A 14,191-nucleotide genomic window follows, 5' to 3' on the forward strand; every position below is an offset into this window, starting at 1 on the left:
GATCATCCTCTCTTATGTACCCTACCCAAGTGTATTAACGTCAGAGTCTGATTTTGAAGCAGGTCGAGGTCAATTATGGTAAGAAATCAGCATAGTCTGGATGTCCGGTCAAAGGATGATGGGTTATTGCTTGTATGTCTGCATCAAACGATGAAATGATCTCTATATCAATGAAGGGTTGATGAACTAGTGACTTGTTGGGGGAGGCATGCCATGGCATGTCTTATGATATAATAGTAGGTATTAGAGGGAGCAGATCTGCTCACAGTCAAAGGAGAACTTGATATGAACGAGAGACAAGCCCCTGAAAGCCAAGATCCATCGCTATCAGGTAATCGTGATCTGAACGGTGTATCTAAAGAATCACTCATGCCTGAAGTGTCTACAGGTGAGCGTAAAATAGAGCATGTCCGCCTTTGTCTAGAAGAAGAGGTCGGTGGTGCAGGGATAACGGCTGGCTTTGAAAAATACCGTTTTCGGCACTGTGCATTACCGGAATTTAATTTCGCTGATATTAGTACGGAGACTAGCTTTCTAGGCCGATCACTCCGTACACCATTATTAATTAGCTCTATGACCGGTGGTAGTAAGGCGACGGGTGCCATTAATGTACGTCTGGCAGAAGCGGCTGAAAGTCGAGGCTGGGCGCTTGGTGTGGGTTCTGTCCGTGCGGCAGTTGAACGTGAAGAGTTGGCCGCTACTTTCTATGTTCGGGATAAGGCGCCGAGTGTGCCTATCATAGCGAATCTAGGTGCGGTGCAGCTGAATTATGGATTTGGACCAGCGGATTGTATGCGTGCTGTCGATATTGCAGGCGCGGACATGCTGGTATTACATTTAAATGGATTGCAGGAAGTATTTCAACCTGAAGGAAATACGAACTTTGGCAGCCTATTGTCACGAATTGCGGAAGTATGCCGTGAGCTTACGATTCCTGTTGGCGTGAAGGAAGTAGGCTGGGGTATTGATGGGGAGACTGCGGCAAGATTATATGACGCAGGAGTTGCATTCATAGACGTGGCGGGTGCCGGGGGCACATCTTGGAGCCAAGTCGAGAAGTTTCGTAGCCGCGATGCGGTACGCCGCGTGGCCGCGGAGGCATTCGCAGGGTGGGGAATTCCCACCGCGGAATGTATTGCTGAGGTGCGGGAGGTTTCTCCGCACGGAGGCTTGATCGGCAGCGGTGGGCTGAACAGCGGCGTGGATGCCGCTAAAGCATTGGCGCTTGGTGCCGATCTAGCGGGGTTTGGCCGCGGCCTACTTGGACCGGCTGTGCAGTCGGAGGAGGCGCTCCATGAACGCCTCGCAATCGTGGAGCTGGAGCTAAGAATAGCGATGTTCGGGATCGGCGTTGCCGATATTTCAGCGCTACGGTCAACGCAGCGATTAGTGCAGGTTTAGCAGAGAGGGGTAGGTTACTCTAATACTCATGATTCCTATATTGCTCAAATTACTCAAGAATGTAGGCGTTTATCACGTCTTGTTGTAGTGTGAGAGATAAGAATGGGTGGTCTAGTTCATTTGCGTGGATAACGGGAGTCGCCTTGGCGTATATTACGAATGAGTGATCTTCACTAATTCACACTCCGGGAGGCATCCATGCATGAGTAGTAAAAACAAAGATATGCTTCCAATATCGAGAGAAACGGTCGAAGTGGAAGGGGTATATGAGAATGAAAGTGGACAAGAGCAGTACTTGCGTAGAGGGGAAGAATTCCCTGCCGATTTGGTGCTCGGAAATACGGAATGGGAAATGACGGAGCTCGCTCTTGAGAACCATTCCGACGGCCAAACGGATAAGCGTCTGATTCCTAAGAAAGATAACGAAAACACATAACGAAATAACGGACGCCCTTCATCACCGGATTTCTATTCCTGCGATGAAGGGCGTTTGTAATTATATAAATTACGCTTCGCATAGAGGATAAGAAAGTAGCCATAGATATAGAGATCCACCCTAATGTATAGGTGACTGTCTTCTAGTCCTTGCTGGGTTATATGTTCTAATATATAATGGGAAAGATCAAGCCATAAATATAGTGAGATCTAAAGATCTAATACCTAAAATGGGAGTTGTCATATAAATGGTTTTAAGAGCGGGAATTGTTGGTTTGCCGAATGTAGGTAAGTCCACGTTGTTTAATGCAATCACACAAGCAGGGGCAGAAGCTGCCAATTATCCTTTCTGTACTATTGATCCGAACGTTGGAGTTGTTGAGGTGCCTGATGAGCGCTTGGATAAGCTTACAGAGTTAGTTGTACCGAAGAAGACTGTGCCTACGGCATTCGAATTCGTTGATATTGCTGGACTCGTACGTGGTGCGAGCAAAGGCGAAGGACTAGGCAATAAATTCCTTGCTCATATTCGTGAAGTGGATGCCATTGTGCATGTGGTTCGATGCTTTGAAGATGAGAATGTGACCCATGTTGACGGGAAAGTGAATCCAGTCAGCGATATCCAGACGATTAATCTAGAGCTTATTCTTGCCGATCTCGAAAGTATCGAGAAGAAGATCGATCGTGCGCGTAAGAATATAAAGAACGGTGAGAAGAAAATTGTACAAGAAGTTGAGGTTCTTGAACGTGTAAAGGAAGCTCTTTACAACGACATGCCTGCACGGAGTGTGGATCTGAGTGAAGATGATCTAGCGATTATTCGCGATCTTCATTTACTTACGCTTAAGCCTGTTCTGTATGCAGCGAATGTGAGTGAAGAGGGTGTAGCCGATGCAGACAACAACCCTTATGTGCAACAAGTGAAGGATTTCGCAGCAGCAGAGAACGCGGCGGTTGTGCCAATCAGTGCTAAGGTAGAATCGGAAATTGCAGAATTGGAAGGCGAAGACAAGGCGATGTTCCTAGAAGAGTTAGGACTGGCGGAGTCAGGTCTTAATCTTCTGATCAAAGCCGCTTATCGTCTATTAGGCTTGTACACTTATTTCACAGCAGGTGTTCAAGAGGTTCGTGCATGGACGATCATCAAAGGAACGAAAGCTCCACAAGCAGCAGGTGTCATTCATACTGATTTCGAACGCGGATTTATTCGTGCTGAAGTGGTGGCGTATGTTGATCTTGTCGCGGCAGGTTCCATGAATGGTGCCAAAGAACGTGGGCAACTGCGCTTAGAAGGTAAGGAGTATTTGGTTAAAGACGGAGATGTTATGCACTTCCGTTTCAACGTATAGCGACTATCCAAGTAACGCGAATGAGCTTGCCACAAGGGAGGCTTATTCGCGTTACTTGCATGGGTGCCCATGCAACACACTGGATCTATTCAACATGCATAAAGTATGATATAATAAAGAGTCATAAAAAATAATAAATGAAGTTTATTTTGATATAGGAGAGGTGACCCCCAATGTTGGACCGATTACAATCCTTGGCGGACCGCTACGAGAAATTGAGCGAAATGCTCTGTGATCCCGATGTTGCTAACGATAATACGCGATTGCGGGAGTATTCTAAAGAACAATCAGACTTACAGCCTGCGTTTGAGGCTTTTACTGAATATAGAACAGTTGTAGAAGAGCTAAACTCAGCAAAGGCAATGCAGGCTGAGAAGCTAGATGACGAGATGCGTGAAATGGTTAAGATGGAAATTGATGAGTTATCAACACGTCACGATGAGCTAGAGAGCCAGATTCGTCTACTGCTTCTTCCTAAAGACCCTAATGATGATAAGAATGTCATTGTGGAAATTCGTGGTGCAGCAGGCGGAGACGAAGCGGCATTGTTTGCTGCTGATCTTTATCGGATGTATACCCGTTATGCTGACTCACAGGGATGGCGAGTAGAGTTAATGGATGTGAATAGTAACGACCTTGGTGGCTTTAAAGAGGTTATTTTCTCCATTAACGGTAACGGTGCCTATAGTAAGATGAAATATGAAAGTGGTGCACACCGTGTGCAGCGCATTCCAACAACTGAATCGGGTGGACGGATTCATACGTCAACTTCAACGGTAGCTGTAATGCCAGAAGCGGAAGAATTTGAGATTGAAATTCATGATAAAGATATTCGTGTGGATACGTTCTGTTCTAGTGGTGCAGGTGGACAATCCGTTAATACGACGAAATCTGCTGTCCGAGTGACTCACATCCCTACGGGTATCGTGGCAACTTGCCAAGATGGTAAGTCGCAGAATAAGAATAAAGATTCAGCTCTTAAAGTACTTCGTACGCGGATCTCAGATATGTCGCGTCTAGAGGAAGAAGCTAAGTACGCAGGTGAGCGTAAAAGCAAAGTAGGTACGGGCGATCGTAGTGAACGTATTCGTACGTATAACTTTCCGCAAGGCCGTGTAACAGATCATCGTATTGGTCTGACTATGCACAGACTAGAACAAGTAATGAATGGTGATATTGCCGATATTATTGCTGCGCTAAGTATTGCTGAGCAGACAGAATTGATGGATAGTGGGGAATAATGTTGTGAACAGAGATCGTTTCAACTTAGCACCCAATCAGAGTATAAGGGAAGCCTTTGTGGAGGCTTCCTCTTTTTTGACGGATTGCGGCGTATTGGAGCCGCAGCGTAATGCCCAGCTACTGTTGGAACATGTGCTGGGTCTAATGGGCACCGCCTATTACATGGCGTTGCCTGAACCTTTCCCCGCGGCTAAAGCTGCCGCGTGGGTGGACGCGGTTACCCGCAAAGCGGCGGGTGAACCGGCGCAGTACATCATCGGCGAGCAGGAGTTCTACGGCCTGCTCTTTAACGTGACCTCGGCCGTGCTGATCCCGCGGCCGGAGACTGAGCTGCTGGTCGAAGCGATCCAGCAGCAAGCTGCCCGGATCTGGCCGGGCAGCACCGCCGTGCCGGCGGGAGCACCTGCGCCGCTGGGCGCGCAGCACTCCGCGGTGGCCGAGCAGCAGCTCGTGGCCGCCGACATTGGCACCGGCAGCGGCGCCATCGCCGTGACGCTGGCGGTGCAGGCACCACGCTGGCACGTGCACGCCAGCGACATCTCGCCGGCGGCGCTGCGCGTAGCCGAGCGTAATGCGGCGCGCCTTGCGGCAGCCGTAACCTTCCACGAAGGCGACTTGCTGGCGCCGTTCGCGGGGATGAGGTTGGACATCGTTGTGTCCAACCCGCCCTATATACCGGCGGCGGATATCGCCGGTCTCCAGCGTGAAGTGCGCGACTTCGAGCCGCGCATGGCGCTAGATGGGGGTGCGGATGGGCTATTGCCTTACCGCATCATGATGGAGCAGTTAACACTGCTCGCAGCACCTCCGCGCTTGATCGGATTTGAGCTAGGTATGGGACAAGCGGGTGATGTTGCCCAATTGTTGCGTGAAGCAGGGCACTGGAATGAGATTGTAATCGTACCTGACTTCGCGGGGATTGAGCGTCATGTACTTGGAGTAAGAATTTAGCATTTACTTTAGGGCGAGTATTCGCCTTTCATTACTTATCAGTTCTCCGATCTGTTACTGTCATTGTCCAATTGAATTTAGTTGGAGTATTCCTATACAATAGAGAGAAGTGCTCTATAAGGCACAAGAGGTGAAATACCTTGGCACAGGAGGGCGGCACATGCTTCAAAAGCTAAAAAGAATAGATTTCGTCGTTTTGTTAGTTCTAATAGCGCTCATGGCGATTAGCATATTGTCTTTATATAGCGTAACTAATGGAAGAGATAGCACCGGTTTAGATGGGCATCATATTAAAATGTTGAAGTATTACGCGGTTTCTTTTGTTGCCTTCATTGCGATGGTCTTGATTGACTATCGACTATTGATCAAATATGCCTGGGTTATTTACTTAGTGGGCTTGGCTTTACTTGGGGTTGTAAGTTTCGTAGGAGAAGCGAAGAACGGAGCAACAGGTTGGTTGGAATTGCCTGGGGTTTCATTACAGCCAGCAGAGCTGTTTAAACTATGCCTAATTATCTTCCTGACCTCCGTTCTTGTGCGGATCAATAAGAATCAGCTCTCCTTTTGGAGAAATGTTGTGCCCGTAGGCATGATTGCTTTCGTTCCGTTTGTTATCGTTATTTTACAGAATGACCTCGGGAATTCATTTAGCTATGTCATTATTCTGATTGGCCTACTCTGGATTGGGAATGTCAAATTCTCACATGCATTAATTGGTCTAGTTATCATGCTCGGAGCCCTCATTGGGGGCATTCAAGGATATATCCATTACCATGATGATATTAAGACAGCGCTAGAGTCTATTAAAAAGGATCACTGGATCGAACGGCTCGATCCTTGGCTTGTTCCTGAGAAGGCAACGGCTAAAGCAAGTTACCATACAGACAATGCCAAGCTTGCTATTGCTTCTGGGGGCATGGTTGGAGAAGGATATATGCAAGGAACTTCTGTTCAAAGTGAACGTGTACCTTATACGTATTCCGATTCCATCTTTGTGCAGATCGCAGAGGAATTTGGCTTCGTAGGAGCTTCTGTGTTGCTGCTGTTATACTTCGTGCTGATTCACCGAATGATTCTGATCTCATTGGAGTGTAAGAATCGAGCAGGGCCCTATCTCATTGTAGGTATCGTGGCTATGATGTTATATCAAATATTTGAGAACATTGGGGCCTTTATCGGGATTATGCCATTAACGGGGATTACCCTTCCCTTTATTAGTTACGGAGGAACTTCGCTACTCATAAACATGGTTAGTATCGGAATCGTTATGAGTGTTCGTGTTCACAGTCAGGAACCGGATGATGATTTAGTCGTTCAGAGTTCCAACTATTCTTCTGCAAGCTCTAAATAATGAATGTACCAGACGTCACTCTATGAAGCTACCTTGGCTAATAGGGTGGCTTTTTGTATTTTAATAGTCATTCATTATTTTAATAGATTAAGAGTTTAACCTCTCTAGAAATGGACATACTAATCCATATGAAGTGATAGAGGGGAGCGGCTTTAGAAATGAGGAACAGAGTCATAGGATCTGATGCACGACGCATCTTAGTAAAGAATACAGCTATTATATTTAGTATATTATTTCTGTTAGTTATGTCTTGGGAAGCGCAACGTACAGATGCATCTGTGGTGGAGGGGCTTATCCCGCAGGAGTCTATTCGATTACGTATTCTAGCCAATTCAGATAGAACCGGAGATCAGATAGTTAAGAAGGAAATTCGTGATGTTATTGTGGAACAGATGAACGGATGGGTGCAGGAGTTGGAAGACCCACAAAGCTTAGACCAAGCACGAGCAGTCATTCAACAACACCTTCTTGAGTTAAATAACTTGGTGGGAAAAGAGCTAGCCGATCGAGGAATACACTATACTTATAATGTTGAGCTCGGAATGGTTGCTTTTCCGACTAAATTATATGGGGGCACCGTATACCCAGCAGGTGACTATGAGGCATTAAGAATTACACTCGGTGAGGGAAAGGGACAGAATTGGTGGTGTGTACTATTCCCGCCATTATGCTTCATTGATGCTGGAACGGGTGATGCCGTAGCTACGGCAGCAGCTTCTACAGTAGAGGCTAAGAGTGAGGGTGGAGATGCAGAAGAAACCTCTGATGTTCCTGAAGTACGCTTTTTCTTATGGGATATGATTCTAGGGTTAATAGAGTGGATTAAGGGATTGTTCGTCTAGATAGATTGAACAATAACTTCTCCTCCAAATTTCTATAGATTCTAAGGAGAATCAAAATAATAGGCTGATCTTTAGTTCATTCTATAACGCTTAGTTACTTTGTTTTTATACAGGTTCATGGTAAAATTCTTGTATCTTAAGTGAAGGTGCTGAAGGTGCTTATTCTCTGCTCAAACGTTCGATGACTTCGTTCATTGTTCAATCGCAGATGGGGGCACTTTTTTCGTTTACAGTTGGCTCAAGGGTGGTAAATATAATTATTAATTTTGAGAAAGCATGTGATATACAATGGGAATGAACATAAATGAGGGTAAATATGATCATAAATATGATGAGAAGAACGAGAGTGATTCTCATACAACTTACTGGAATGTCAAGGCGATGGTTGATCAGAAGAGACGATCGAAGCAAGAAGTCACTCGTGAAGCTGATGACATTCAAGAAGCAGCTCAGTTATTAGCAAAAGGAGGAATTGTAGCCTTTCCAACGGAAACGGTGTATGGACTTGGTGCAGATGCACGGAGTACAACCGCAGTCGAAGCAGTATTTATTGCCAAGGGAAGACCCGCAGATAATCCACTTATTGTACATATAGCCAACCACATGCAATTAGATGAGATTGTGACAGAAGTTCATCCTGTAGCTGCTGCATTGATGGAGGCATTCTGGCCGGGCCCGCTGACCCTAGTATTACCACTGCGCGATGGGGTGTTGTCCCCACGGGTGACTGCAGGATTAGATACCGTGGGTGTACGTATGCCAGATCACCCTGTCGCGCTCCAGCTTATCGCCGAGTCGGGGTGTCCTATTGCGGCACCAAGTGCCAATCGATCTGGGAGACCGAGTCCTACGCTAGCAGATCACGTGATGGAGGACTTAGAGGGGCGAATTGATGGGATTTTGGACGGTGGCCCAACAGGTGTCGGGCTGGAGTCAACGGTTGTACAGGTCCAAACAAATGGTGAAATTGTCGTGCTAAGACCGGGTGGTATTACAACTGAACAATTATCTCAGGTAGAGGGTGTGGTTATCCATTCTGACTTAGCCTTTTCACAATCAGCATCTGAGGAGGATATTGTGCCAACATCAGATGCACTTGAAGGAACAGACTTATTTCAAATATCCAATACAGATCGTGACTCCTCCTTAGCTCCGAGATCGCCGGGTATGAAATATACGCATTATGCACCACGGGGTACGCTTAGTATTGTAAAAGGTAGCTCACCTCAGATTGTCGCGGATTGGGTTATAACTCGGCTTGATGAAGCTGTGAGTTACGGAGAGATTGTAGGAATCATGTTCTTTGATGAACATAAGGGGTTGTATCAAGATCACCCTAATCTTTGTATGGTTTCTATGGGACCCTTGTCATCGTTAGAAGCTGTAGCTCACTCCTTGTACGCGGGGTTACGTCAGCTCGACGAAGCAGGTATCACCTTTATTCTAGCAGAAGCTTGCCCTGAGGTGGGACTAGGGACAGCAGTCATGAACCGTTTGTCGAAGGCTGCTGGAGGCCGTGTAATCTTAGTATAGTCAAATGATTAGGCGGGCCCTCCCTTCAAGAATCCCTGTCATGAATTACTCCTTGTCCGCATAAATTTGTACAAGAAGCTAAGGGACTTGGAGGAATATTTATGTGGGAGACTTCTGCCAGTTTGGGGCAGCTGATTACGATTTTAATTATGGCATTGGCTTTAGGGCTTGATGCATTTTCGCTCAGTGTGGGGATTGGGATGAAGGGCATCCGGTTGCTACATATTTTTAGAATTAGCTTATGGGTGGGTGTTTTTCACGTTATTATGCCATTGCTAGGTATTGTTATAGGTCAATATGTCAGCTTGCTTTTGGGCACGATAGCAGGCTATGTTGCAGGCGGATTATTGATTCTGCTTGGGGGGCATATGGTTGTGAATGCTTTTCATGGTAGTATGACGAAGATCGTAGATTACCGTTCTTGGATTGGGATAAGTATTTTCTCGTTAAGTGTCAGTGTTGACTCATTTTCAGTCGGGGTTTCTCTGGGGATGTTTAATAGCAATGTATTGATAACCGTTCTTGCATTTGGTATGTGTGGTGCCTTAATGTCGGTATTAGGCCTTCTTCTAGGACGAAAAGTGGGTCATAATCTTGGGGAGTATGGAGAAGCTTTAGGAGGCGCTATACTTCTAGCATTTGGACTGTTGTTTATCTTTTGATACAATATAGAAAGAATTGACTCATGGGAGGTGGACAGGGCATGTTACGTATTTTGTTCGTGTGTACAGGCAATACATGTCGTAGTCCGATGGCTGAAGGCATTCTTCGTAAGTTAGCTAAGGAACGAGGTATTGCGCTTGAGGTTGAATCTGCTGGAGTGTCTGCTGTTGAAGGGGTTCCTATATCCCGTCACGCGGAGGCGGTGCTACGTGACCATGATATTAACGATCACATCACCTCGCTCCCGTTAAGGCATGATATTGTAACCTCGGCGGATCTTATTTTAACGTTAACACAGAGCCATAAGCAACATGTCATTCGGAACTTTCCTCAATCGCTGAGTAAGGTTTATACACTCAAGGAATATGCCGAAGATGATGAAGTGGTGCTAAGAGAATTACAAGAGCTAGACAGTCTATATGCTACTTGGGCAGTGAACAAGGCATTAGGTCAAGATTTAGATCGCAAGGAGCGCGAGCGGTTGATTGAGATACAGCAGCGTGTTCCGAGCTTTGATATATCTGATCCTTTTGGGGGATCACGGGAAGATTATGAAGTGACGGCAGCAGAAATTCGGACGGCTATAGATCGTATGTTGGACAAGCTACAACATGAGCGAAGTTCTTAGTCTTGAAATATAAGAAAGACTAAGTTTTCACTAACCTCTTTGCTTATATTTCTACGAGATACAGTTACCATTGCTTTAAGGATGACGAAGTGATTTCTTGTGGATCGAATACATTCCTAAATGTACGTTGCTTTTCAGTTGGGATTGCTTTATTATGAATTTAAATGAAAAACACGGTTCCGATGTAACTGGCGACTATGTGGAGAAACCACGATGGAGCATCGGGATATACGGCCGGTCGCCTGGGCACAAGAGCAATTCTACGAGACACTCGTAGACTGCTCTTTTTTCGTCTTCTAACCCTAGTAATGAGGTATAATGGTACAAGCGAGTAAGAAGCGAATTTGAGGAGGTTTTTCAACAAGATGAAGATTATTTTAGGAACTGACCATGCAGGTGTGGGCTTGAAACAAGACGTTATTGCAGTTATTCAGAAGCTAGGACATGAGGTAATAGACGTGGGGTGTAATTGCTCTGATTCTGTTGATTATCCAGACTATGCTCTTCCAGTATGCGAACAGGTTGTTGCCGGTGCGGCAGATCGAGGGATATTGATCTGTGGTACCGGGATTGGAATGAGTATAGCTGCTAATAAGGTGCCTGGTATTCGTTGCGCTTTAGTCCATGATGTATTTTCTGCTAAGGCTACAAGAGAACATAACGATACGAATGTGCTGGCTATGGGCGAACGCGTCATTGGACCGGGGCTTGCTGAGGAAATCGTCAAGGAATGGCTGAGTACAGAGTTTAGTGGGGGAGAACGCCACATGAATCGAGTAAACAAAGTCAAGGCCATTGAAGAAAAGTATCGGCAAGTCTAGGGGGCCCTTATGAATAACAATCAGGTGCTTTCTCTAAAGGAGCAGGTAGCGCTTGTCCTTCGTGAATTAGTGGAGATGGCTAAGCTTGGGCCAGGTAAGTTACTTGTAGTCGGTACGAGCACGAGTGAAGTGGTAGGCAAACGAATTGGAACATCTGGAGCTTTGGAAGTTGCAAATGATCTACTTGCTGGAATTGAGGACGTTCGTAGTGAATTTGGATTTCATATCACGTATCAGTGTTGTGAGCATTTGAATCGCGCATTAGTGATGGAGCGGTCACTATTAGAGGAACTCCGTCTGACAGAGGTTGCCGCAGTGCCTCATCCGAGAGCAGGAGGATCGATGGCGTCCGCTGCATACCGCTCCATGGAAGATCCTTGTCTTGCAGAATCGGTAGAAGCTCATGCTGGAATCGATATTGGGGAGACGATGATCGGAATGCATCTACTTCGTGTTGCGGTTCCTTTTAGACCAAGCATCCGTTATATAGGAGAAGCACGCGTAAATACAGCCTATACAAGACCGAAGCTGATTGGTGGAGAACGAGCACAATATGTTCTTGAACATTCAGATCAAGAAAAGAATGAGTCTCATCTGTGCGATTAACTTGTATTTACCTTGGAATCGATAGTGTATACTTTCAAACAAAATTTTAGGAGGAATATGAATTATGGACCAATTGCGCAAGAGTGACCCAGCTGTACTGGAAGCTATGGGATTAGAGTTAGCACGTCAACGCAGTAACATTGAGCTGATAGCTTCAGAGAACATTGTAAGTGAAGCGGTAATGGAAGCTATGGGTTCTGTACTGACTAATAAATATGCTGAAGGATATCCTGGCAAAAGATATTATGGTGGTTGTGAGCACGTTGATATCGTTGAGGATATTGCTCGTGACCGTGCCAAAGAATTGTTTGGAGCAGAGCATGTTAACGTACAGCCACACTCCGGTGCACAAGCGAATATGGCTGTTTATCTAGCAGCACTTAAACCTGGAGATACCGTTCTAGGGATGAACTTGGCACATGGTGGACACTTAACTCACGGTAGCCCTGCTAATGCTTCAGGTCTTCTATATAACTTTGTAGCTTATGGTGTTCAAGAAGATACCTTCCTAATTGATTATGCTGAAGTACGTAAGCTTGCGTTCAAACATCGTCCTAAGTTACTAGTGGCGGGTGCTAGTGCTTATCCTCGTACGATTGACTTTGAAGCACTTGCTTCAATCGCCAATGACGTAGGTGCGTTGTTCATGGTAGATATGGCTCATATTGCTGGACTTGTTGCTGCTGGTCTTCACCCTAGCCCAGTGCCACATGCTCATTTTGTAACAACAACTACACACAAAACGCTTCGCGGTCCGCGTGGAGGTATGATCATGTGTAGACAACCATGGGCGCAAGCCATTGATAAAGCCGTATTCCCAGGTATGCAAGGTGGACCTTTGATGCATGTCATTGCTTCCAAAGCAGTAGCCTTTAAGGAAGCACTTGATCCGTCATTTAAGGTATATGCTGAGAATGTAGTTAAGAATGCACAAGTTCTGGCTGAAACACTGATTAGCGAAGGTCTGAACGTCGTTTCTGGAGGTACAGATAATCACCTCATGTTAATCGATACACGTAGTTTGAACATTACGGGTAAAGTAGCAGAGAAAGTGCTTGATTCTATTGGTATCACTGTGAACAAGAACGCAATTCCTTTTGATCCAACAAGTCCTTTTGTTACTAGTGGTATTCGTATTGGTACGCCTGCAGCTACATCACGTGGTATGGACGAGAAGGCGATGGTTGCAATTGGTGAGATTATCGCGCTAACGTTGAAGAACACGGAAGACGAAGTTGTGCTTGCGCAAGCCGCTGCAAGAGTGGCTGAACTAACAGATCAATATCCGCTATATACAGACTTGAAATATTAGAAATTGTTCAAAAATTCATCTATAGGATTAGGATTCAAATGATGAAGTGATGAATATACAGCGAATGAACGGTTTTTTTATTCGCCTGTAACGACCCTCCCGATAGCAGTGAAAGAGACCCATTAACTTTTCTGGGTTCCATACTGTTATGGGGTGGGTTCTTTTGTTAATATTTACATAGTAATTCCTCATTGGCAGAGTCTGATCTTAACAGTTAGGGTTGAGTTAATCTTATTCAAGGTGATTAGCTCGTACCTTCTTAACGTAGTTATTCGTATTCTTTGTTCACAGACTTGAAATAAACATGTCCTACGTAGGTGCAAATTCTTTTGCGGGAATGATATAATAGACAGGGTTTGCAGATACTACAAAGAAGGCATAAGAATTGTATGCTCATAGAGACATACATCTACGGAGGGGCTATTATGGGAAAATTGGTGATTTGTGATCATCCTTTAATTCAACACAAGTTAACTTTTATACGAGATGTGGATACGAACACGAAAGACTTTAGAGAACTTGTTGATGAAGTAGCGACATTGATGGCATATGAGATTACAAGAGAAATTCAATTGGAGTCCGTTACAGTTCAGACTCCTGTTGCAGAAACAGAAGGTCATGTTATTTCAGGTCGTATGCTGGGGTTAATTCCAATCTTACGTGCTGGACTTGGAATGCTGGATGGGATGTTGAAGCTTATTCCTGCTGCGAAGGTTGGACATGTAGGATTGTTCCGTGATCCAGAAACGTTGCAGCCCGTGGAATATTATACGAAGCTTCCAACAGACGTTACGGAGCGTCAATTGATCGTGATTGATCCGATGTTGGCAACAGGGGGTTCAGCTATTGCGGCTATTGATGTGCTAAAGAAACGTGGATGCACTCAGATCAAGATGATGAATCTAATCGCTGCTCCAGAAGGAGTCAAAGCGGTGCAAGATGCACATCCAGATGTTGATATTTATGTTGCTGCCCTTGATGAAAGATTAGATGAACACGGATATATTATCCCTGGATTAGGGGATGCAGGAGACCGTCTATACGGAACCAAGTAAGG

15 protein-coding genes and 1 riboswitch are annotated in these 14,191 nt (G+C 45.4%); of the genes, 14 read left to right on the top strand and 1 reads right to left on the bottom strand.

The genetic code is table 11. The features are described 5' to 3' along the window. Window positions 1-73: 73 nt before the first annotated feature. Window positions 74-220: a hypothetical protein gene (locus tag J2T13_RS17335; protein ID WP_429373493.1), complete on the bottom strand. Its 147-nt coding sequence runs from the start codon at window positions 218-220 to the stop codon at window positions 74-76. Window positions 221-369: 149 nt separating this feature from the next. Between J2T13_RS17335 and fni the strand changes: the two genes are divergently transcribed. The 14 genes from fni (at window position 370) to upp (ending at window position 14,189) form a co-directional block, all read left to right on the top strand. Further along, window positions 370-1,401, top strand: a complete 1,032-nt coding sequence (gene fni, locus J2T13_RS17340; RefSeq protein ID WP_429373582.1) for a type 2 isopentenyl-diphosphate Delta-isomerase — start codon at window positions 370-372, stop codon at window positions 1,399-1,401. 202 nt (window positions 1,402-1,603) lie between these two features. Then, window positions 1,604-1,837, top strand: coding sequence for a hypothetical protein (locus tag J2T13_RS17345; RefSeq protein WP_429373495.1), 234 nt, complete (start codon window positions 1,604-1,606; stop codon window positions 1,835-1,837). Between the two features lie 247 nt (window positions 1,838-2,084). Beyond that, window positions 2,085-3,185, top strand: coding sequence for a redox-regulated ATPase YchF (ychF, locus tag J2T13_RS17350; protein WP_429373497.1), 1,101 nt, complete (start codon window positions 2,085-2,087; stop codon window positions 3,183-3,185). A gap of 173 nt (window positions 3,186-3,358) precedes the next feature. Then, the gene (prfA, locus tag J2T13_RS17355; protein WP_429373499.1) at window positions 3,359-4,426 is read left to right on the top strand and encodes a peptide chain release factor 1; all 1,068 of its coding nucleotides are present in this window, start codon (window positions 3,359-3,361) and stop codon (window positions 4,424-4,426) included. 4 nt (window positions 4,427-4,430) lie between these two features. Continuing rightward, window positions 4,431-5,378: a peptide chain release factor N(5)-glutamine methyltransferase gene (gene prmC, locus J2T13_RS17360; protein ID WP_429373501.1), complete on the top strand. Its 948-nt coding sequence runs from the start codon at window positions 4,431-4,433 to the stop codon at window positions 5,376-5,378. A 160-nt stretch (window positions 5,379-5,538) separates the two neighbouring features. Beyond that, complete coding sequence (locus J2T13_RS17365; protein ID WP_429373503.1) at window positions 5,539-6,729, top strand: FtsW/RodA/SpoVE family cell cycle protein; 1,191 nt, start codon at window positions 5,539-5,541, stop codon at window positions 6,727-6,729. 158 nt (window positions 6,730-6,887) lie between these two features. Beyond that, complete coding sequence (gene spoIIR, locus J2T13_RS17370) at window positions 6,888-7,571, top strand: stage II sporulation protein R (protein ID WP_429373505.1); 684 nt, start codon at window positions 6,888-6,890, stop codon at window positions 7,569-7,571. A 381-nt stretch (window positions 7,572-7,952) separates the two neighbouring features. Beyond that, window positions 7,953-9,104 (top strand): L-threonylcarbamoyladenylate synthase, encoded by a 1,152-nt coding sequence (locus J2T13_RS17375; protein WP_429373584.1) that lies wholly within the window; start codon window positions 7,953-7,955, stop codon window positions 9,102-9,104. A gap of 101 nt (window positions 9,105-9,205) precedes the next feature. Further along, window positions 9,206-9,766, top strand: a complete 561-nt coding sequence (locus J2T13_RS17380; RefSeq protein WP_429373507.1) for a manganese efflux pump MntP family protein — start codon at window positions 9,206-9,208, stop codon at window positions 9,764-9,766. A 41-nt stretch (window positions 9,767-9,807) separates the two neighbouring features. Then, a complete protein-coding gene (locus tag J2T13_RS17385) occupies window positions 9,808-10,395 on the top strand; it encodes a low molecular weight protein arginine phosphatase (RefSeq protein ID WP_429373509.1) in 588 nt (195 codons plus the stop codon). Between the two features lie 174 nt (window positions 10,396-10,569). Beyond that, window positions 10,570-10,650, top strand: a riboswitch (ZMP/ZTP riboswitch). 110 nt (window positions 10,651-10,760) lie between these two features. Beyond that, window positions 10,761-11,216 carry a ribose 5-phosphate isomerase B gene (rpiB, locus tag J2T13_RS17390; protein WP_429373511.1) on the top strand — a complete coding sequence of 152 codons (456 nt, stop codon included), beginning with the start codon at window positions 10,761-10,763 and terminating at the stop codon, window positions 11,214-11,216. A 9-nt stretch (window positions 11,217-11,225) separates the two neighbouring features. Then, a complete protein-coding gene (locus J2T13_RS17395) occupies window positions 11,226-11,822 on the top strand; it encodes a TIGR01440 family protein (RefSeq protein ID WP_429373513.1) in 597 nt (198 codons plus the stop codon). Window positions 11,823-11,883: 61 nt separating this feature from the next. Continuing rightward, complete coding sequence (gene glyA, locus J2T13_RS17400) at window positions 11,884-13,134, top strand: serine hydroxymethyltransferase (RefSeq protein ID WP_429373586.1); 1,251 nt, start codon at window positions 11,884-11,886, stop codon at window positions 13,132-13,134. A gap of 425 nt (window positions 13,135-13,559) precedes the next feature. Beyond that, the gene (gene upp, locus J2T13_RS17405) at window positions 13,560-14,189 is read left to right on the top strand and encodes a uracil phosphoribosyltransferase (RefSeq protein ID WP_429373515.1); all 630 of its coding nucleotides are present in this window, start codon (window positions 13,560-13,562) and stop codon (window positions 14,187-14,189) included. Window positions 14,190-14,191: the final 2 nt, after the last annotated feature.

Source organism: Paenibacillus sp. DS2015 (assembly GCF_050433705.1).
In the GTDB taxonomy this organism is placed as follows: Bacteria; Bacillota; Bacilli; order Paenibacillales; family Paenibacillaceae; genus Paenibacillus_AQ.

Excerpts from the sequence above, each read along its gene's own strand:
- J2T13_RS17365 (WP_429373503.1), top strand. The coding sequence starts at position 5,539 with ATGCTTCAAAAGCTAAAAAGAATAGATTTCGTCGTTTTGTTAGTTCTA.
- J2T13_RS17335 (WP_429373493.1), bottom strand. The coding sequence starts at position 220 with ATGCCATGGCATGCCTCCCCCAACAAGTCACTAGTTCATCAACCCTTC.
- fni (WP_429373582.1), top strand. The coding sequence starts at position 370 with ATGCCTGAAGTGTCTACAGGTGAGCGTAAAATAGAGCATGTCCGCCTT.
- spoIIR (WP_429373505.1), top strand. The coding sequence starts at position 6,888 with ATGAGGAACAGAGTCATAGGATCTGATGCACGACGCATCTTAGTAAAG.
- upp (WP_429373515.1), top strand. The coding sequence starts at position 13,560 with ATGGGAAAATTGGTGATTTGTGATCATCCTTTAATTCAACACAAGTTA.
- ychF (WP_429373497.1), top strand. The coding sequence starts at position 2,085 with ATGGTTTTAAGAGCGGGAATTGTTGGTTTGCCGAATGTAGGTAAGTCC.
- prfA (WP_429373499.1), top strand. The coding sequence starts at position 3,359 with ATGTTGGACCGATTACAATCCTTGGCGGACCGCTACGAGAAATTGAGC.
- J2T13_RS17345 (WP_429373495.1), top strand. The coding sequence starts at position 1,604 with ATGAGTAGTAAAAACAAAGATATGCTTCCAATATCGAGAGAAACGGTC.
- J2T13_RS17380 (WP_429373507.1), top strand. The coding sequence starts at position 9,206 with ATGTGGGAGACTTCTGCCAGTTTGGGGCAGCTGATTACGATTTTAATT.
- J2T13_RS17375 (WP_429373584.1), top strand. The coding sequence starts at position 7,953 with ATGGTTGATCAGAAGAGACGATCGAAGCAAGAAGTCACTCGTGAAGCT.
- J2T13_RS17385 (WP_429373509.1), top strand. The coding sequence starts at position 9,808 with ATGTTACGTATTTTGTTCGTGTGTACAGGCAATACATGTCGTAGTCCG.
- J2T13_RS17395 (WP_429373513.1), top strand. The coding sequence starts at position 11,226 with ATGAATAACAATCAGGTGCTTTCTCTAAAGGAGCAGGTAGCGCTTGTC.
- rpiB (WP_429373511.1), top strand. The coding sequence starts at position 10,761 with ATGAAGATTATTTTAGGAACTGACCATGCAGGTGTGGGCTTGAAACAA.